20 protein-coding genes and 1 pseudogene are annotated in these 18,450 nt (G+C 69.3%); 10 read left to right on the top strand and 11 right to left on the bottom strand.

Annotated features, from left to right (window positions below; all coding sequences use genetic code 11):
* Nucleotides 1-121: 121 nt before the first annotated feature.
* Together ABD256_RS13845 and ABD256_RS13840 are read left to right on the top strand one after the other, a co-directional pair.
* Nucleotides 122-1,372: a GGDEF domain-containing protein gene (locus ABD256_RS13845; RefSeq protein WP_344417565.1), complete on the top strand. Its 1,251-nt coding sequence runs from the start codon at nucleotides 122-124 to the stop codon at nucleotides 1,370-1,372.
* A 111-nt stretch (nucleotides 1,373-1,483) separates the two neighbouring features.
* Nucleotides 1,484-1,732: a hypothetical protein gene (locus tag ABD256_RS13840; protein WP_344417563.1), complete on the top strand. Its 249-nt coding sequence runs from the start codon at nucleotides 1,484-1,486 to the stop codon at nucleotides 1,730-1,732.
* 102 nt (nucleotides 1,733-1,834) lie between these two features.
* Here the strand turns inward: ABD256_RS13840 and ABD256_RS13835 are convergent, their stop codons facing one another.
* Nucleotides 1,835-3,253, bottom strand: a complete 1,419-nt coding sequence (locus tag ABD256_RS13835; RefSeq protein ID WP_344417561.1) for an MFS transporter — start codon at nucleotides 3,251-3,253, stop codon at nucleotides 1,835-1,837.
* 507 nt (nucleotides 3,254-3,760) lie between these two features.
* On the opposite strand from ABD256_RS13835, the gene ABD256_RS13830 reads away from it, so the two are divergent.
* Nucleotides 3,761-4,006, top strand: coding sequence for a hypothetical protein (locus ABD256_RS13830; RefSeq protein WP_344417559.1), 246 nt, complete (start codon nucleotides 3,761-3,763; stop codon nucleotides 4,004-4,006).
* Nucleotides 4,007-4,016: 10 nt separating this feature from the next.
* Nucleotides 4,017-5,144, top strand: coding sequence for an SPFH domain-containing protein (locus ABD256_RS13825; RefSeq protein WP_344417557.1), 1,128 nt, complete (start codon nucleotides 4,017-4,019; stop codon nucleotides 5,142-5,144).
* Nucleotides 5,145-5,154: 10 nt separating this feature from the next.
* Here the strand turns inward: ABD256_RS13825 and ABD256_RS13820 are convergent, their stop codons facing one another.
* From ABD256_RS13820 to ABD256_RS13810, 3 genes are all read right to left on the bottom strand, one after another.
* A complete protein-coding gene (locus tag ABD256_RS13820; protein WP_344417555.1) occupies nucleotides 5,155-6,399 on the bottom strand; it encodes an RNA polymerase sigma factor in 1,245 nt (414 codons plus the stop codon).
* The gene (locus ABD256_RS13815) at nucleotides 6,396-6,767 is read right to left on the bottom strand and encodes a YciI family protein (protein WP_344417553.1); all 372 of its coding nucleotides are present in this window, start codon (nucleotides 6,765-6,767) and stop codon (nucleotides 6,396-6,398) included. Before ABD256_RS13815 ends, ABD256_RS13820 begins: the two co-directional genes overlap by 4 nt.
* A 92-nt stretch (nucleotides 6,768-6,859) precedes the next feature.
* A complete protein-coding gene (locus tag ABD256_RS13810) occupies nucleotides 6,860-8,500 on the bottom strand; it encodes an AfsR/SARP family transcriptional regulator (protein ID WP_344417675.1) in 1,641 nt (546 codons plus the stop codon).
* 134 nt (nucleotides 8,501-8,634) lie between these two features.
* Here ABD256_RS13810 and ABD256_RS13805 point away from each other — a divergent pair, with 134 nt between their 5' ends.
* Nucleotides 8,635-9,081 (top strand): VOC family protein, encoded by a 447-nt coding sequence (locus tag ABD256_RS13805; RefSeq protein ID WP_344417551.1) that lies wholly within the window; start codon nucleotides 8,635-8,637, stop codon nucleotides 9,079-9,081.
* A 138-nt stretch (nucleotides 9,082-9,219) separates the two neighbouring features.
* Here ABD256_RS13805 and ABD256_RS13800 read toward each other — a convergent pair whose 3' ends face one another.
* The 5 genes from ABD256_RS13800 to ABD256_RS13780 form a co-directional block, all read right to left on the bottom strand.
* A complete protein-coding gene (locus ABD256_RS13800; RefSeq protein WP_425546449.1) occupies nucleotides 9,220-10,389 on the bottom strand; it encodes an HNH endonuclease signature motif containing protein in 1,170 nt (389 codons plus the stop codon).
* Nucleotides 10,390-10,699: 310 nt separating this feature from the next.
* Nucleotides 10,700-12,298 (bottom strand): ABC-F family ATP-binding cassette domain-containing protein, encoded by a 1,599-nt coding sequence (locus ABD256_RS13795; protein ID WP_344417549.1) that lies wholly within the window; start codon nucleotides 12,296-12,298, stop codon nucleotides 10,700-10,702.
* A 167-nt stretch (nucleotides 12,299-12,465) separates the two neighbouring features.
* Entirely contained in the window at nucleotides 12,466-12,672 is a 207-nt protein-coding gene (locus tag ABD256_RS13790) for a type II toxin-antitoxin system antitoxin (RefSeq protein WP_344417547.1), read from the bottom strand.
* A gap of 11 nt (nucleotides 12,673-12,683) precedes the next feature.
* On the bottom strand, nucleotides 12,684-13,601 hold the full coding sequence (locus tag ABD256_RS13785; protein WP_344417545.1) for an SPFH domain-containing protein: 918 nt from the start codon (nucleotides 13,599-13,601) through the stop codon (nucleotides 12,684-12,686).
* 126 nt (nucleotides 13,602-13,727) lie between these two features.
* The gene (locus tag ABD256_RS13780) at nucleotides 13,728-14,576 is read right to left on the bottom strand and encodes a GH25 family lysozyme (protein WP_344417543.1); all 849 of its coding nucleotides are present in this window, start codon (nucleotides 14,574-14,576) and stop codon (nucleotides 13,728-13,730) included.
* 367 nt (nucleotides 14,577-14,943) lie between these two features.
* On the opposite strand from ABD256_RS13780, the gene ABD256_RS13775 reads away from it, so the two are divergent.
* Complete coding sequence (locus ABD256_RS13775; protein WP_344417541.1) at nucleotides 14,944-15,738, top strand: SDR family NAD(P)-dependent oxidoreductase; 795 nt, start codon at nucleotides 14,944-14,946, stop codon at nucleotides 15,736-15,738.
* A gap of 47 nt (nucleotides 15,739-15,785) precedes the next feature.
* Here ABD256_RS13775 and ABD256_RS13770 read toward each other — a convergent pair whose 3' ends face one another.
* Nucleotides 15,786-15,950, bottom strand: a complete 165-nt coding sequence (locus ABD256_RS13770; RefSeq protein ID WP_344417539.1) for a hypothetical protein — start codon at nucleotides 15,948-15,950, stop codon at nucleotides 15,786-15,788.
* 15 nt (nucleotides 15,951-15,965) lie between these two features.
* Between ABD256_RS13770 and ABD256_RS13765 the strand changes: the two are divergent.
* Nucleotides 15,966-16,148: pseudogene (locus ABD256_RS13765) on the top strand (helix-turn-helix domain-containing protein); the annotation flags it as partial.
* Between the two features lie 133 nt (nucleotides 16,149-16,281).
* Nucleotides 16,282-16,962, top strand: a complete 681-nt coding sequence (locus ABD256_RS13760) for a hypothetical protein (RefSeq protein ID WP_344417537.1) — start codon at nucleotides 16,282-16,284, stop codon at nucleotides 16,960-16,962.
* A 147-nt stretch (nucleotides 16,963-17,109) separates the two neighbouring features.
* Here ABD256_RS13760 and ABD256_RS13755 read toward each other — a convergent pair whose 3' ends face one another.
* Nucleotides 17,110-17,697, bottom strand: a complete 588-nt coding sequence (locus ABD256_RS13755; protein WP_344417535.1) for a TetR/AcrR family transcriptional regulator — start codon at nucleotides 17,695-17,697, stop codon at nucleotides 17,110-17,112.
* A gap of 61 nt (nucleotides 17,698-17,758) precedes the next feature.
* Here ABD256_RS13755 and ABD256_RS13750 point away from each other — a divergent pair, with 61 nt between their 5' ends.
* A complete protein-coding gene (locus ABD256_RS13750; protein ID WP_344417533.1) occupies nucleotides 17,759-18,163 on the top strand; it encodes a DnaJ family domain-containing protein in 405 nt (134 codons plus the stop codon).
* Nucleotides 18,164-18,301: 138 nt separating this feature from the next.
* Complete coding sequence (locus ABD256_RS13745) at nucleotides 18,302-18,445, top strand: hypothetical protein (RefSeq protein WP_344417531.1); 144 nt, start codon at nucleotides 18,302-18,304, stop codon at nucleotides 18,443-18,445.
* Nucleotides 18,446-18,450 lie beyond the last annotated feature (5 nt).

The raw sequence follows: 18,450 nt of genomic DNA, 5'->3' as shown, positions 1-18,450 counted from the left end.
CGCCGTGGCGGACGACCTGTGGTGGGATGACCGGGATCATGCGGCAGTCGAGGACACTATGAGTATGCGCAGCGGAAGACCGCAAGACGCACCCGCGGGGCGTGTTCGCGACTCTTTCGTCATGCCTCGTAACTGGGCGCTGTGGAAACAGCGGCGCCACGTGACCGCGTACTGCCTGCTGAGCGAGGTCGTCGCGGTGGTGCTGACGGTGCGGCGGCTCGGTGACGAGCCGGTGGACGGCCGGGCCACCGCGCTGTGGGCGGCGCTGGTGGTGCTCGCCGTGGCCCAGGCCGAACTGGGCAGGCAGGTGGAGCGGGTGCGCCGCCGGGTGGCCGGTTCCGCGCACATCAACATGACCTCGGTGTGGTTGTTCGCGGGCGTGCTGCTGCTGCCCGCCGAGCTCACCGCCGCGCTGACCGTGGTGCTGTACCTGCACCTGGCGGTGCGCAGCTGGTACCGCCTGCACCGGGTGTCGCCGTTCCGGACGGTCAGCAACGCCACCATCCTCGTGCTCACCTGCTACGCGTCGAAGGCGGTGCTGACCGCGTTCGGGATGGCCGATCTGCGCGCCGCGATGGAGACCCCGTGGCTCGGTTCGATCGCGGTGGCGCTGGCACTGGTCGTGCACTTCACGGTGAACGCGCTGCTGGTGCTGCCGGCCAGGAACGATCCGGGCCGCACCTTCGTCGACCTGTTCGGCGGCTGGGCCGACAACGCGCTGGAACTGGCCACGCTGTGCCTCGGCGCGTTCAACGCGCTCGCGCTGACCGTGCTGCCGGGGCTCACCGTGCTGGTGCTGCCGCCGATGCTCATCCTGCACCGCACGGTGCTGGTCAAGCAGCTCGAGACGGCGGCGACCCGTGACGACAAGACGGGCCTGCTCAACAGCGCGGGCTGGCACGCCATCGCCGAGCACGCGCTGGCGCAGGCGGAACGGCGGCAGAGCACGCTCGGCCTGCTGATGATCGACCTCGACCACTTCAAGCGCGTCAACGACACCTACGGCCACCTCGCGGGCGACGCGGTCCTGAAGGCGGTGGCGTCGGCCATCCAGGGCGAGGTGCGCGACCAGAACGACGCCGTCGGCCGGTTCGGCGGCGAGGAGTTCGTGGTGCTGCTGCCCGAGATCTCGGCGGTCGACCTCGCCGCGGTCGCCGAGCGGATCCGCGGCTCGGTACGGGAGATCGCGCTCAAGGTCGACTCGGACGAAGAGGTCCGCGAGATCGCGGACCTGTCGGCCTCGCTCGGCACCGCGATGTACCCCGCGGCCGGCACCGGTGTGCAGCGCCTGCTCGACGCCGCGGACATGGCGCTGTACCACGCGAAGCGCACCGGGCGGGACCGCATCGTGCACGTCGCCGACCTCAAATGAGGCGGTGGATTTGCTTCACGCTTCCGGTAAGCGCTGCTTCAAAGCCGGGCGCAGGGCCCCGATCCCGGACCCCGCAAGGGAAAGTGTGGTATAGCGCACAAGGCACAGGGGATGCGCGCGGAAACGCAGTCGGGGATATTCGCGGTTGAGCCGGTGACGAAACCACCAAGCGTCAGTACGCCGGTCACCTCGTCTGCATCAGACACAGTCAACAAGGAGAAGGAAATGGCATCAATGTGGGCTGCGCTCGCCGCGGAAGCGGCCGTGGTTTTCATCGTTGTCGGCGTCGGCACGGCGTGGTTCCGTGCGCGACTGAAGAGCACCAGCCCCGAGCGGGTGCTCGTGCCGTCGGCTGAGTGAGCGCCGCGGTTTCCCGCCGCGGGCGGTAACCAAGACTTGAACACGAAAACGGCGTGCCCGGAAACTTCCGGGCACGCCGTTTTCGTGTCTCGACGGGCAGCGCTAGCGCTGGGACGCCGCCGCCATCTCTTCGGCCTCTTCACGGGTGGCCGCCGCCGGGGGCGATCCCGGCAGTGGCTTCCGCGCCGACTCCTTCGTGAAGTAGCAGGCGATGGCGCCGATGATGCCCGCCGCGATGAGGTAGTACCCGGGCCAGTTCAGGTCACCGGTCGCGGCGATCAGGCCCGCGGTCACCACCGCCGTGGTGCCGCCGAACAACGACACCGCGAGGTTGAACGAGATCGCCAGCGCGCCGTAGCGGATCTCGGTCGGGAACAGCGCGGGCAGCGTCGAGGGCATCGTGCTGTTGAAGCACAGCAGCATCAGGCCCATCAGCGCCAGGCCGATGAACACCGGCCAGAACCCGCCGGCGCGCATCAGCAGCACCGACGGCACGGCGAGCACGATCATCAGCGCGCAGCCGGTGTAGATGACCGGGCGCCTGCCGATCTTGTCGGACAGCTTCCCGACGAAGGTGATGAACACCATCATCAGCAGCAGCACCACGATCTGCATCACCTGCGACGTGGTCGAGCTGATCCCCGCGCCCTTGAGCGGCTCTTCGAGGTAGGTCGGGACGTACGAGGTGAGCATGTAGTTGGTGACGTTGAAGACGAGCACCAGCCCGCCGCACACCAGCATCGGGCGCCAGTACTTGCCGAAGATGTCCTTGATCTCCTGCAGGGTCTGCTTGCCCTCCCTGCCCTCGGACTCGGCGGCGAGCGCCTTGAACGCCGGGGTTTCCTCCAGCTTGAGCCGGAGGTAGAGCCCGATCAGCCCGATCGGCCCCGAGATCAGGAACGGGATCCGCCAGCCCCAGCTGAGCAGGTCGTCCTCGGGGATGAGGCTCGTGATGAGCGTGGCGCAGGTGGCGCCGATCGCGTACCCGGTGAGCGTGCCGAACTCGAGCCAGCTCCCGAGGAAGCCGCGGCGCTTGTCCGGCGCGTACTCGGCGATGAACGCCATCGCGCCGCCGTACTCGCCGCCGGTGGAGAAGCCCTGCAGCAGCCTCGCCAGCAGCATCAGCATCGGCGCCGCCGCGCCGATCGTGGCGTAGCTCGGGATGAACGCGATCGCGAACGTGCCGATCGCCATCAGGATCACGGTGAGCGAAAGGACTTTCGTGCGGCCGATCCGGTCGCCGAGCGGGCCGAAGAACATGCCGCCGAACGGGCGAACCAGGAACGCGACCGCGAACAGGCCCAGCGTCCCGATCGTCGCGACGGTCTGGCTCGCGCCGGTGAAGAACACCTTCTGGATGGTGGTCTGCAGATAGGCGAAGACGCCGAAGTCGAACCACTCGGTGACGTTGCCGATGGCGGCCGCACCGATCGCCCGCCGGATGATGCCTGGCTCGGTGACGGTGATCTGATCGGCGGTCAGCTTCCCCCCGACGGCTTCGTGTGCACCGGACTCTGCCACAACTACCCCTCCCGTTCCGCCCCTGGAAAATTGACCACAAGACAGCTTGGCTTCGCGTGACCTTAGTGCCATCGGGTGATGCCCGCCGTGCTCGGGGTCCACGAATAGGACTATTCGCCCAAAAGAGCCCGAGTTTGGTTGCCTTAGGCCAGTCGTGGTGGCCCAATGGCCGGGAAAACAGATCCGAACGAACTCGAAAAGGTCTCCGAGCGCCGGTCGCCGCACCTGCGGCACGCGCCCGAACGGACGTGGTGGGGCGCAACGACAAACCCCGCTTCACCCTCGACGAATCGGGCAACCGGATCAGGGCCGGCCAGGGCCACCGCGTCGAGGTCGACCGCGGAACGAACCGCCCGCCGTGCACCGGTTCCACGTCAGCGCCAGCGGAGTCTGGCTCGCCGAACGAGTTCCGCCGGAGTACCTGCGGCGCACCGCGCCGATGCTCTAGCGTTGCGGTGGCGGCGCGAGGACGCCGCTTCGGGGGACGGAGAAGAGGACGAGAGCTCGATGACGTCGGACGCGTCGCCGATCGGTTGTGTCGGCGTGCTGCTGATCGGCACCCGCGGCGAGGCAGGCCCCGGCGAGGCGCTGGTCAAGATCCGCGGTGGTTCGGAGACATACCTCGCGTATTCCGAAACCGCGCTGCCAAAGGGAACGCACGTGCTCGTGATCGAATCCCGCGGCGCGCGCACCGTCGAAGTCACCGAATGGACGGACCCGTTCAAGCCCGCCACCCTTCCCGAAGACAACTAGGAGAACGACGATGTTCGGTTACCGCGTGCCAGCGCCCGACGAGGCGATGCTGATTTCGGGTGGGAAGAACAAGGCCGCGGGCGGCGCGCCGTTCCGGGTGGTGACCGGGCACGGCGCCTTCATCCTCCCGTTCTTCCGCAAGGTCCGCTTCCTCACACTGAGCATGACCGAGGCGGAGGTCACCGAGAACTGCGTGACCAAGCAGGCGATCGCGCTCAAGGTGCGCGCGGTGATCGCGTTCAAGGTCGGCAACGACACCGAGAGCATCGTGAACGCGGGGCAGCGCTTCCTGTCCGACCAGGAGCAGATGTCGGTGCTCACCGGCCGCATCTTCGCCGGGCACCTGCGCTCGATCGTCGGCTCGATGACGGTCGAGGAGATCGTGACCGAGCGGCAGAAGCTGGCCAACGAGGTGCTCGACGGGTCCGCGGTGGAAATGGCGAAGATCGGGCTGACGATCGACTCGCTGCAGATCCAGTCGATCGACGACATGGAGCTCGGGTACATCTCGGCGATGGCCGCGCCGCACAACGCCGCGATCCAGCGGGAGGCGCAGATCGCGCAGGCGAAGGCGGACCAGGCCGCGGCCGAGGCGGCGCAGGAGTCGGCGCGCCGCCAGGCCGAGTACACCCGGCAGACCTCCGTGGTGCAGGCCAAGTACAAGGCCGAGGTGGACAAGGCGCAGGCGGAGGCCGCGCAGGCCGGTCCGCTCGCCGAAGCGCAGGCGTGGCGCGACGTCATCAACGCGCGCACCGAACTGGCCGTGCGCGAGGCGGAACTGCGGCAGCAGCAGCTGGTGTCCGAGATCGTGAAGCCCGCGGAAGCCGACGCCGAGCGGGTCCGCGTGCTCGCCAGGGCGGAGGCCGAGGCGATGGAGATCAGGGCAGCGGCGGCCGCGTCGCACAACAGGGTGGCACTGGACCAGGCGCTCATCGAGCAGCTCCCGCAGATCGTGAAGGAGGCGGCGAGCGGGTTGCAGGGCGCCAACGTCAACGTCCTCAACGGCACCGACGGCCTCGGCCAGATCGCGGCGGGCCTCGTCGGCCAGGGTCTGTCCATTCTGGACTCCGTGAAGAACGGGCTCTACGGCGCGTCCGAAAACGACTCGGACGAGCACGGCGAGCTTTCCCGGTCCTGAGCCCGCGCGCTCAGCCCAGCCGCGCGGCCCGCTCTTCGAGGTACCGCTGTTCGGGCAGGCTGACCGTGCGCTTGGCCGCGAGCAGGTAGCTTTCGCGGGCGGCCGCGTGGTCGCCCGCCAGCTCCAGCAGGTGCGCGCGCACCGCGTCGACCCGGTGGTGCCCCGCGATCCGCTTGTCTTCGTCCAAAGTGGACAACAGGGCGAGCCCGGCGCGCGGGCCGTCGACCTTCGCGATCGCCACCGCGCGGTTCAGCGTCACCATCGGGTTGCCCGCCACCCGGTCGAGCACCTGGTAGAGCCACTGGATCTCGGCCCAGTCGGTTTCGGAGTCGGACGGGGCTTCGCCGTGCACCGCGGCGATCGCGGCTTGGAGCAGGTACTCGCCGAGCGTCGGCCCCTTCAGGCCCTCGGAGACGAGTGCGACGCCTTCGCGGATGGCGTCGGCGTCCCACCGCCCGCGATCCTGGTCCGCGAGCGGGATCAGCTCCCCGCCGGGCCCGGTGCGGGCGGCGGCGCGCGCCTCGGTGAGCAGCATGAGCGCGAGCAGGCCGGTCACCTCGCCGTCGCCGGGCAGCAGGCCGTGCACCGCGCGCGTCAGCCTGATCGCCTCCACGGTCAGGTCGGTGCGGAGCAGATCGGGGCCCGAGGTCGCGGTGTAGCCCTCGTTGAAGATCAGGTACAGCACGTGCAGCACCGCGCGGAGCCGCTCGGCGCGCTCGGCGGCCACCGGCATCGCGAACGTCGCCCCGGTCGCCTTGATGCGCTGCTTCGCCCTGCTGATCCGCTGTGCCATGGTCGCCTCCGGCACCAGGAACGCGGTCGCGATCTGCGCCGTGGTGAGCCCGCCGACCGCGCGCAGGGTGAGCGCGATCTGGGACGGCGGCGACAGTTCCGGGTGGCAGCACAGGAAGAGCAGCTTCAGCGTGTCGTCGGAGTGCTGCGGCGCCTCGTCGCCCGCCGCGGGCGCGAGCCGCTCGTCGGCGGGGGCCTGCGCGTGCACCGCTTCCTCCCGCCTGCGGCGCGCGTGCTCGCTGCGGTAGAGATCGGTCAGCCGCCTGCCCGCGACGGTCACCAGCCACGCCACCGGGTCGGCCGGTGCGCCCTGGTCCGGCCATTGCGCCGTCGCGGCGAGCAGTGCTTCGGCGACCGCGTCCTCGCACGCGTCGAACTGGCCGTGCCTGCGGACGAGCACGCCGAGGACCTGCGGCGCCACGCGGCGCAGCAGGTCCTCGGCGTCGAAACCCGAGCCGGTCACATGTCTGTCCCCGCGGAGAACATCACCGGCCGGACCTCCATCGAGGTCAGGCCGTCGAACTGGAGGTCGGGGATCATCTTCGCGATCTCGATCGCGCGCTCCTTGCTCTCCACGTCGACGAGGTAGTAACCGCCCATGACCTCCTTGGCCTCGCCGAACGGGCCGTCGGTCACCACCGGCACCCCGCCGGAAGCCGACACCACCACGGTGTTCGACGGGTCGGCGAGCGCCTGCGTCCCGATCATCTCGCCGGATTCCTGGATGGTCTTGATGAACTCGCCGTGCGCGTCCCCGATGGAGGCTCGTTCCTCGTCGGTCAGCGTCGCCATGACGGCGGGGTTCACGTGGATCAGCAGCATGTACTTCACGTCTCGCTCCTCGAGGTCCGGACGGCCCCCTGCGGGCGTCCTGCACCGGCAAGTCGGAGCCGATGGCGCGGTCTCGACAGCCAGCGGGAACTTTATTGCACCGGATTCCGGGAGGCGGCGGGCAGCCGTGCCCGGCGCGCGATGGGACCGGCGACGTGGGGCCGATGTGTACTTCCGAGGGGCGGTGCGATCGCGGCGTGCGCGGCGCGGAGGACGTGGCCGGGCTCGGCGCCGAGCTCGTCGGCCATCCGCCGCGCGGTCCGCCGGTAGCGCTCGTGCGCCTCCGCGGTGTGGCCCGCCGCGTGCAGCGCCCGCATCAGGTGCGCTCCGAGCGCTTCCGCGAGCGGGTAGGCGGTGACCGCGGGCCGCAGTCTGGCGACGACGTCCTCCGGGGCGTCCTCGGCGAGCCGCAGCGCCGCCCATTCGGTGAGCAGCGCGAGCCGTTGCCGGTGCAGACCCGCCCTGACCCGCGTCACCCAGTCGCCTGCCAGCGTTTCGAGCGGATCCCCGCGCCACAGGTCCAGCGCTTCGCCGAGCAGGCGCGCCCGGTTCCGCGCTTCGGCGGTATTGGCCGCTTCGGCGAGCGCGCCCATGCGCAGCAGGTCGAGCCGGTCGGCGGGGACGTCGACGAGGTAGCCGCCGGACTGCCGCCGCACGTCGGTTCCGGTGCCGCGCAACGCCTTCCGGAGCCGGGTGAGGTAGCTGTACAGCGTGCCGCGCGCGCCGCCGGGAGGCGCCGAACCCCACACCCGGTCGATCAGCGTCCCGGTGGAGACGCGCCCGCCCGCGGCGTGCAGGAGCACGGCCAGCACGCAGCGCTGCTTCGCCGGGCCGAGGTCGACCGCGGTGCCGCGGACGAACAGCTCCACCCGGCCGAGCAGCCGGAATTCGAGGTCGGCCCGCACGCGCGTGTCCCGGCCGGGTGGCGCGCCGGTGCGGGCGCCCGCTCCGTCCGCCGAGACGCTGTCGTACCCGAGGCGCTGCGCGAGTTGGCTCGCGGCGTCGTCCTGGCAGAGCGGGCCCAGCACGAGGCTGCGCCCGGCCGCTGGCACCCGCGTCGTCCGTTCCGGTCGTGCCACCGCGCTTCGCAGCAGTTCGAGGTGCAGTTCGCGCAGCGGGGTTCCCGGCTGCGCGCCGAGGTCACCGCGCAGCCGGAGCCGGGACGCCTCGTAGCACTCGAGGGCTTCGGCGGTGCGGCCCTGCCCGTGCAGCGCGCGCAGGAACCGGACGAGGAGGGATTCCGCGTGCGGGTACTCGTCGAGCGCCGGCCCGAGCCGGTCGACCACCCGCGCCGGGTTCTTCGCGGCCAGTTCGCGGTCCGCCCAGTCCACGAGCAAGCGGGCGTACCGGTGGTGCAATCCCGTCCTGACCTGCTCCGCCCAAGCACCCGAGAGCCCGTCGAGCGGTTCGCCCCGCCATTCCGCGATGGCCCGGTCGAGCTGGGACGCGCTCCCGGTCGCCAGCCGGGTGAACCGGTGCAGGTCGACCGCCGCCGGGGACACTGCGAGGAGGTAGCCGTTGTCCGTTCTGCGCAGCTCCACCCCGGTGCGCCGCAGCGCCCTGCGCAGCCGGGTGACGTAGCTGTACAGCGCGTTGCGCACCTCCGGCGGCCGGGCGGCGCCCCATACCCGGTCGATCAGGGTCTCGGTGGACACCTGGCGACCCGCCTGGAAGAGCAGGGCGGCCAGCACGCACCGCTGTTTCGCGGGCCCAGCAGCGTGAACTCCATGAATCCCCCTTCCGTCAAGGTTCGTGCCCGGCCGGGACGGAACGTTTCTCTCCGGGGAACTCCCTCTTCGGAAATTGCGGCCGGAAACTGGCCTGAATCGGCCCGATCGTCGTCACCGAACCGACGAAGGAGCCGCTGATGAGCCTCGTGCCCGCCACCCAGCCGGACGGCACCCCGACCTGGTTGCGCGGTCAGCCGGTCGCCGGTTCACCCGAGGGCGCCGGGTGGCTGATGTACTTCGCCTCCACCGACTGCGATGCCGCGGCGAAGCGAGCCACCGAGGCGGGCGGCACCGTGATCTCGGCCGACTACGGCGACCAGGGGTGCGCGGCACTGCTGAACGACCCGTCCGGCGCGGTGTTCGGGTTGTGGGGCGGCCACGAGATCGGCGGAATCTTCGGCGACCCCACCGCGACCGAATCGGTATGGATGACCACCTTCGAAGTCGCCGACGCCGACTCGGTGGCCCGCGCGGCCGTCGAAGCGGGCGGCTCGGCCGGTCCGGCCGAAGACAATCCGTCCTGTGCTGGCTCGGCCCGATGGGGTGCAGGTGGGCACGCCATGGTGGCCCTTCGAGGCGGGTAAGCCGAGGGCGAAGCGATGGCATGCCGCCGCGAGACCTGTGATCCATTGTGGACGTAGTGGATCGGGTCGCCAGGTAGCGGCCGGGGTGGCTGCTTGCCAGATCTGCCGGGGCCCCGCAGGGGCGGGGTGGGGTTCCGGTTAGGCGGCGCGGGGTTGGGCGGTGTGGATGGTGTTGGTTCTGGGTCTTCGCCAGGGATCGAGGAACGCTGGTGGGGTGAACTCCGGGTGGCCGTTGACCATGCGGAGTGTCCAGTCGCTGTTGTGTAGCAGGCGGTGGTGGTAGCCGCATAGCAGCACGAGGTTACCCAGGTCGGTCTTGCCGCCCGCGTGCCACGGCAACACGTGGTGCGCTTCGCAATGTCTCGGTTTGCGGGTACATCCGGGGAAGGCGCATCCGCGATCGCGGATGGCGAGCATGTATCGGATCGCCTCGGTGACCAGGCGCTTGGCTCGTCCCATTTCCAGGGGCTGTCCCGCACCGTCGAGGATGGCCGGGATGATTTTGCAGTCACACGCCAGAATCCGGGCTTCGCTGGCGGTGATGTCGGTGACCATGTCCAGACACGCCTTGCCCAGTTCCCTCTTCAAGTCATCCAAGGGGATGGTCACGATCAGATCCGCACGACTACCACTGCGGTTCGGAGATTCCGGGTGGCTGGCGGCGAGGGTGACCATCTCCATGAACGCGTCCCCGTTGCGCTCAGCCTGCCCGCGCACCAAAGGGTTATCGCTCGGATCGTCCTTGCGGGGCTTCGCGAGTGGCTCCAGCAAGGCAAGGGTCTTCGCCCCGGAGATCGGATCGAGGTAGCCGTCGAATTTGACGGAGCCGTCTTTGCGGGTGTGCCACCGCATCGACCGTGCCGGTTCAGGAGTGTCACGGGGTTCGGCGCCGTCGGGATCAAGCGTGTCCCGGAGTCGCTGGCATCCTTGCGCAAGCTCGGACATTCCCGCGTTGCGGGCGAGGTCGACCAGGGTCTTCTCGGTCCGTTCCCGCTCTTCCGCCGACACCGTCGCCGGGATCGATCGCAGCGCTGCCACGATCGCGTCCGCGTGCTGCGCCGAGATCGCACCCTCCGCCGCCGCCTCCCCGGTCAACGGTGCGGCTGCCGGAATCTCCACGCCACCGACACCGTGGCTGGGGTTGAGGGCGATCGCCCGCGCCACCATCTTCCGCACCGCCGCCGACGAGGTCCGCGCGATCTCCGCCACCAACGCTGTCGTGGACGCATACCCCAGTTCGCGGGAGCCGCCGTTGTCGAGGTCGGCGATGATCCGGTAGACCCGGGATTCCTGCTGCCACAAGGACATCAACTCTTCCCGCAGCGCGGCGGCTTTCTCACGTGCGGTGAGTTGCCACAGCTCCCGCTGCGGTACAAGGGAAGAAGGCTCGGACACCCCACCATTCTACCCCGCAGTCGCCCAAGTGTTCGATACCCCATCCGGGCGAATTTTCAACAAGTGTCCAAAGTGGACCGTTAAGAAACCGTTGCGAGGCAAGAAACAACGCAACTGGAGGCCAGGTTACGCAAGCCGCTCACCTCCTCCAGTCCAAAGCCGTCTTTAAACCGCAGCCCAACACGACGAAGCAACCACCGCAGTCGAAGCAACCCAAGCGCCACTACATCGGATCGACTTCTTCGAGGCCCTCCCCAAGGCGAAGCCACCGACTAACGCCGATATCCCGCAAAAACGGCACATCGTGGCTCACCACGACGAGCGCGCCGACGTAGGATTCCAGTGCCTGGGTGAGTTTGCGGACACTGGACAGGTCCAGGTTGTTGGTCGGTTCGTCGAGCAGGAGCAGGCGCGGCGCCGGTTCCGCGAGCAGCAGGGTCGCCAGTGCCGCGCGGAAGCGTTCGCCGCCCGAGAGCGTGCCCGCTCGCTGGTCCGCCTGCCGTCCGCGCAACAGGAAGCGCGCTAGCTGCGCCCTGATCGTGTTGTCGGTGGCCGAGGGCGCGGCATCCGACACGGCGTCCACAGTGGAGCGGGTGTCGTCGAGGATGTCCAGTCGTTGCGGGAGCCAGCGCGACGGCACGAAGACTTGTGCCGAGCCCGATCGCGGCTCGGTGAGCCCCAGTGCGGTGCGCAGCAGGGTGGTCTTGCCCGAGCCGTTGTCGCCGACCAGCGCGATCCGCTCAGGGCCGCGCACCGAGAGGTTCACCACCTGCCCGGTCGCCAGTTCCAGATCGGACAGTTCCAGCACCTGCTTGCCTTGGGGTACCTCGGTTTCCGGCAGGTCGATGCGGATCTCGCCGTCGTCGCGGACGGCATCCTTCGCCTCCCGGAGCCGGTCCCTGGCCTTGTCGAGCCGGTCGATGTGGGTGTTCCGGAGCTTGCCTGCCGCGATCTGCGCGTCCTCGGCGCGCTTGCGCATGCGCACCTTCGGTTCGCGCTTGCTTTCGAACATCTTCTGGCCGTAGCGCTTTCGCCGGTCCAGTTTCACGCGTGTCTCGGCGAGTTCGCGCTTCTCCCTGCGGTAGTCGGCTTCGGCGGCGCGGACGGTACGTTCGGCCGCTTCCCGTTCGGCGGCGATGACCGCTTCGTAGGCGCTGAGGTTGCCGCCGTAGAAGGAGATGTCACCGTCGCGGAGATCGCCGATGCGGTCCATCAGCTCCAAGGTCTCACGGTCGTGCGAGACCAGGATCAGCGTGCCTCGCCAGGACTGGATCGCTTCGTGCACATAGTGCTTCGCCCGCCGGTCGAGGTTGTTGGTCGGTTCGTCGAGCAGCAGCACTTCGGGTGCGCGCAGGAACTGGGCGGCGAGTCCGAGCAGCACGACCTCGCCGCCGGAGAGCTCTCCGGCACGGCGGGCGAGACCGATGTGGCCGAGCCCGAGCCGGTCGAGTGTGGCGTGCGTGCGCTCCTCGATGTCCCAGCCGTCCCCGATGGTGGCGAACTGCTCTACACCGGCTTCGCCCGCCTCGATCGCGGCGAGTGCGGCCCTCGTTTCGACCAGGCCCAGCACGTCGTCGACACGGCGATCCGAGTCGAGGATGAGGTTCTGGGGCAGATAGCCGACGCTGCCCGCGACGCGGACGGTTCCCGACGAGGGTGGCAGCTCACCCGAGATGAGCCGGAGCAGAGTGGACTTCCCCGACCCGTTGACACCGACGAGCCCTGTCCGGCCCGCGCCGATCACGGCATCGAGGCCGCCGAACACGGCACGGGAATCCGGCCAGGCGAAGGCAAGACGAGAAAGTATTACGGTAGCCGACAAGACAGATCTCCTGGTTCGCTCGTGCGCGGGGATGACACCCCGCTGGCGGTGGCACAGAAGATCAGAAGGTCAAGGTGGGGCTCCCGGAACGCGGCGGCTACCTACCCCCACAAGGTAGCCGCCGCGAGACGCGGGGTGCAATTCCTTTTCACGGTGTACGGCGGCGCCTACTCGTCGGAGTCCGTTTTGGACGGACGCCCGCGGCGGGGTATCCGCCCTGCGGCGTCCGGCATGCGGCCGGCGTCGGTGAGCGCGCGCCTCAGCAGGAACTCGATCTGCGCGTTCGTGCTGCGCAGCTCGTCGTTCGCCCACCTGGCCAGTGCGTCGTGCACGGCGGGGTCGAGCCGCAGCAGGATCTTCTTCCGGTCAGCCACGCTCTGGCCCGTCAGTGGTAGAGCGAACTCGTGTTCACCACGGGCGTGACCTCGCGGTGGCCGCACAGCACCACGAGCAGGTTGGTCACCATCGCGGCCCGGCGCTCCTCGTCGAGGTCGACCACCTCCTGCTCGGCCAGCCGGGTCAGCGCGGCCTGCACCATCCCGACCGCACCCTCGACGATCCGCTGCCGCGCCGCGACGATCGCGTCGGCCTGCTGGCGCTGGAGCATGGCCTGCGCGATTTCCTGCGCGTAGGCGAGGTGGGTGATCCTGGATTCGATGATCCGCACGCCCGCGGATTCGACGCGCGCGGCGACCTCGGCCGAGAGTTTCTCGGTGATCTCTTCGGCGTTGTCGCGCAGGGAAAGGCGGTTCGCGTCGTGCGCGTCGTACGGATAACCGTTGGCGATGTGCCGCACGGCGGTCTCGGTCTGGATGCCGACGAAGTCGACGAACTCGTCCACTTCGAACATCGCGCGCGCGGTGTCCTCCACCTGCCACACCACGACCGCGGCGATCTCGATCGGGTTTCCCTCGGACTCGTTGACCTTCATCACGGCGGTCTCGTGGTTGCGGATCCGCACCGACACCCGCGCCCTGGTGGTGAACGGGTTGACCCAGCGGAGGCCCTGCTCGCGGATCGTGCCGGTGTAGCGGCCGAGGAACTGCACCACGCGCGCCTCACCGGTCGCGACCTGGGTGAGCCCGCCGGCGACGATCAGGGACGCGAGCTCGACCACCGCGCCGACGGCGATCAGCGCGATCGAGCCGCCGCCCCCTGCCTGCGCGGTGGCGATGATGCCCCAGATGAGCAGCCCGGCGCCGGCCAGGAACAGCGCGGCGCTCAACGCGGCGACCGGGATGCCCGGCGTTCCCCACGCGCCGCGCTCGCGGATGGTCGGTGTCGGCATGTCGACAGAACTCATGGTGTCCTCCCCGGATGTGATGGCCTGTGACTATCAAAGTGATATCACATTTATCCGGGCGAGGCGAGCGCCGGGCGTGGCGGGCCCGGGGATCCGGCTGGTGGCGGGCCGGATCCCCGAGGGTGTTCAGCCCTTCGCGAGTGCCTGCAGCCGGTCGGCGGCGCCGTTGAACACGTCCTGGTCGACCGGTCCCGGCACGCCGGGCGTGCTGCCCTTGCTGGTGTACTGCCAGAACGTGTAGGTGCCCCAGCCCTTCGGCATGGTGCCGGCCGACGCGCAGTAGCAGGCGAGGAACAACGGGTTCGTGGCGCCGAAGCTCCCGTTGTCGCCGGTGCAGCTCGCCCACCAGTCCCGGGTGGTGTAGATGGTCGGGTACCGGTTGGTCAGCCGGTGCACCTCGTTGCTGAATTCGGTGATCCACGCGGTCATCGCGCCGCCGTCCTTGCCGTAGCAGCGGTCGCCGTACGGGTTGTACTCCATGTCCAGCATCGGCGGCAGCGTCTTGCCGTCGGCGGACCAGCCGCCGCCGTTGCTGACGAAGAACTGCGCCTGCGCGGCGCCGCCGGAACGGTCCGGCAGCCCGAAGTGGTAGGCGCCCCTGACCATGCCCGCGCCGTACGCGCCGTTGTAGTAACCGCCGAAGTTGGCGTCCTTGTAACCGGTGCCCTCGGTCGCCTTGATGTAGGTGTACTGGTTGTTCTTCGCGACCGATCCCCAGTCGACGTTGCCCTGGAAGTGGCTGACGTCGATGCCGGGGAGGCCCGCCGGTGCCGCCGTGGCGGCAGGGGAGCCGCCGGTGCCCTCGTTGGCGGCGATCGTGGAACCCGCGTAGTCGAGCTCCGGGTGGGAGACGGCGGCGAGCGCGGTTTCGTCGGCCGAGCCGGTGCTCGCGGCACCGACGAGGATCGGGAGCGCCAAAGCACCCGCGGCGAGCGCGCGCAGCGCCCGTCGTGCGTTCGGGGAAATCGTAGGCAAGGTGGTTCTCCTTTGGGCAGGCCAGTGCCAGAGCAGGTATCCCAGGTGGCGTTCGGCGGGGAAGCCGGTGGTCCCCAGTGATCACCCCGGCGAACGCTGGGGGCACCGTATGTGTGCGAGATTCCGATCGCCAGATCGGTAAGGAAATTTCTCACGGATTACGCCGAATGGCCGAGAACTTCGGTCGGTCCCGGACGTCGTGACCCGGTTCACCGGCGCTGTCGCTTGCGCGCCAAGGTACGTGTCGTCGACAATATGCGGCGTGTGCAACTATCGCGGACGCCGATAGTTGCCGGAGGTGTGAATCGGGCGGGGCGGCACGTCGTCGCGCACCATGGGCTTCTACCACCACGAAGAAGGGCTTCGCATGCTTCTCGACGTCTCGGGCAAGACGGCACTGGTCACCGGCTCCACCCAGGGGATCGGGCTGACCATCGCCACCGCGCTCGCGCGTTCCGGCGCCAGGGTCGCGGTCAACGGCCGCAAGGCGGACACCGTCGACGAAGTGGTGGCGAAGATCCGTGCCGAGGTCGACGGCGCCGAGGTCGTCGCCGCGCCCGCCGACGTGACGACCGAAGAGGGCACCGAGCAGGTCGCCGCCGTGCTGCCCGAGATCGACATCCTGGTGAACAACCTGGGGATCTTCGGCGCGACCCCGCCGCTGGAGATCTCCGACGACGAATGGCGCCGCTACTTCGAGGTGAACGTGCTCGCCGCGGTCCGGCTGATCCGCCGGTACCTGCCCGGCATGATCGGCAGGGGCTGGGGCCGGATCCAGAACATCGCGAGCGATTCGGCGATCGTCATCCCCGCCGAGATGATCCACTACGGCATGTCGAAGACGGCGCTGCTCGCGGTGTCACGAGGGTTCGCGAAGGAGGCCGCCGGTACCGGTGTCACGGTGAACTCGGTGATCGCGGGTCCCACGCACACCGGTGGCGTCGAGGATTTCGTCTACCAGCTCGTCGACAAGGACCTGCCGTGGGAAGAGGCGCAGCGCGAGTTCATGCGCGAGCACCGCCCGCAATCGCTGCTGCGGCGACTGATCGAGCCCGCGGAGATCGCCAACATGGTGGTGTACCTCAGTTCTCCGCAGGCGTCGGCCACCACGGGCGCGGCGGTGCGCGTCGACGGCGGTTACGTCGACTCGATCGTGCCCTGACGGTTCAGCGGAATCGGTGAACCGGCCGCCCGCACAGCCGATCCCGTTCAGGTGCGGGTGTTCGGTTCGGGCAGCGTGCTGGCGATCAGCCACGACAGGACGGCGAGCCCCATGAGCGCGGCGAGCGCGACCTGGAGCGAGGTGCCGTCCGCGAGCGCGCCGACCGCGGGGGAGGCGATGCTGCCGACGCTCACCGCGAGGCCGAGCGTCACGCCGTGCCGACCTGGTTCCCGCAGTGGCGCACGCAGCTCCGGCTGCAGCAGGCGCTGCGGCTGCTCGCCGACGACCTGCCGGTGACCGTGGTCGCCCATCGCTGCGGCTGGGCGTCCACGAGTGCGTTCACCGACGTCTTCCGCGCCGCGTTCGGGCACACACCGGGAACGCACCGGGAGGACGGTCACCTCCGGTAGCCGCGAGTTCGGCCAGTCGGGCGATTCTGGTCAGGGCGCCGAGAAAGCCCCCGTTTCGCCGCTATGCTCTCGAAGCCCGTCGAACGGCGGATCGAAAATGCACACCTGGGGAATATCTATGTCTCGTTCGAGAATGGGTAGAACACGTCTGCTGGCCCTTTTCGCCGCACTCGCGGCTGTTGTCGCCGTGCCAGGAACCGCGCTCGCCGACGGCGGTCCCGACCCGCTCTACTACGTGCCCATCAGCACCGGTGACCTTCCCGCCCCCGACGCGGGGCAGTGGCAGTACTCGAGCCCGGGGCCGGTGCGGACACCGACGGCGGACCAACCGGGTCCATCGCCTTACTGCTGGGATCGCGCCCGGCCGTGGACTTCGGAAAAATGGATTTCCACGTTGTTCACCGTTCCCGTGCCGGGCAACTACTATTCGGTGACCAGCCTGGCCTGGGAGCTGCCGAGTGCGGACGCCGCACGCGCGGCGGCGGCGCGGTGGAACGCCGATCTCGCGTCCTGCGCGGAACGGTATTCCCCGGCGCGCCCGGTCGGGAAGTTCGGCGATGAGTACATTGTGGACTTCAAGAAGGCGTCGACCGTCGACGGCGCGGATGTGTATTCGTTCAACTGGGGCCACACGATGTACTCACCGCCGCCCGGTGCCGCCTACGACCAGATCGTGCTGCTGGCGCGGGGGAAGTACGTCTCGTTCGTGCGGAGCCACTACTTCTGCACCGGAAAGTGCGCCCCGCGCGCCCCGATCGCGTTCGACAAGGTGGTCGCCGGTATGAACCGCGGCCTGATCAGGGCAGGCGGCTGATCTCGTAGCCGGTTCCCGGGTTGTCCACAGCGATCCCGCGCTTGTGGACAACCCGGGCGTCCACGCGCCGAATCGAGGCCCCACCCGTCTGCGGCCGATAGACTGGGCTGGGGCCGCCCCCCGGGATCGGGTGGGGGATGCACTTGTTCAGACGCCGTGGTCGAAGTGGTCGTCGAGGATTCGTTTCGCCGCTTCGACGGTGTGGAAGCCCGCCAGCACGTACGCCGAAAGGCCGGTGGTCAGCGCGAGCAGGTTCGTCGCGACCGTCGCCGGGTCCCTGCCGGGTTTCATGGTGCCTTCGCGCTGGGCGGCGCGGACGAGTTCGATCAGTTCGGGGTGCAGTTCGCCGGGGCCGGTGGCCTGGGGCTGTGCGGCCAGCGCTTCGTCGGTGAGCGCGAGCGCGGCGTAGGCGGCGTGCACCCGGTAGAGATCGGTGCTGACCTCGTCGCCGGGAAGCAGTTCTTCGATCATCACCCGTGCCTTCGCCGCAGGGCCCGCAGCGGCGGCGAGTTTGCGGTGCAGCCGTTCGGTGATCAGCGCCCGCAGGTGGATCAGACCACCGATCAGCAGCTTCTCCTTCGTCGGGAAGTAGTACTGCACGAGGTTCACCGAGACCCCGGCCTCGGCGGCCACTTCGCGGAATCCGGTGGCGTGCAACCCGCGTACCCGCGCGGAGCGGACGAGCGCGTCGGCGAACTCGCCGCGCCGGACGTCGTGGTCGACTCGCTTCGGCATCGACAACCTTCCCCTTTTTCTCGTACCATTGTACTAACAAAACTCAGAGGGGAGACCCGCCATGACCGGACGCAGGCCACCCGGGATGCCTTACGAATCCTGGCTCGACAAGCAGGTGCGGCAGGCCGAGGAGCGAGGAGAGCTGGCGGGCCTGTCGGGCGCGGGCAAGCCGCTGGCCAAGGGGCGCCCGCAGACCGCACTGGAGTGGGCGGCCGACCTGGCCCGCCGTGAAGGTGACGACACGCTGGCAATGCTGCCACCCTCGCTCGCGCTGGCGAAGGAGGTCGAACTCCTGCCGGAGCGGGCCGCGCGGGAACGGTCCGAGCGCGCGGTCCGCGCACTCGTGGCCGAGCTGAACGAGCGGATCGTGAAGGCCTACCGCCTCCCCCAGAACGGGCCGCCGATGCGCGTGCGGATCGTCGACGCCGACGAGGTGGTCGAAGGGTGGGAGAACCGCCGTCGGTGACATTCCGTGTCGCCGGGCTGCTCCACCGTGCTCGCCACGCCGTGCCGGCCGGACCCGCCGGTGCCGGAAGTCCCCCGGCGTGGGGAACTTCGGTGCCCTGCGCGGCGAACTGTCGGTGCCATGACGGATCATTCACGGGTGGCTAAGCGTGAGGGGAAAGAGAACGCCGCCGCCGAGGAGCCGACTCCGATCTACGACGAGGCGGTTTCGCGGGCGAACGGCGAGGGGGCCAGCTCAGAGCAGGCAGACGATGCCAAGGACTCCGGGCGGCACCGGACCTGAGCATG

The sequence above is a fragment of the Amycolatopsis minnesotensis genome (assembly GCF_039529815.1).
GTDB classification, from domain to species: domain Bacteria; phylum Actinomycetota; class Actinomycetes; order Mycobacteriales; family Pseudonocardiaceae; genus Amycolatopsis; species Amycolatopsis minnesotensis.
Note: the sequence above shows the minus strand (reverse complement) of the source record. Positions and strands in the feature narration are given on the sequence as shown.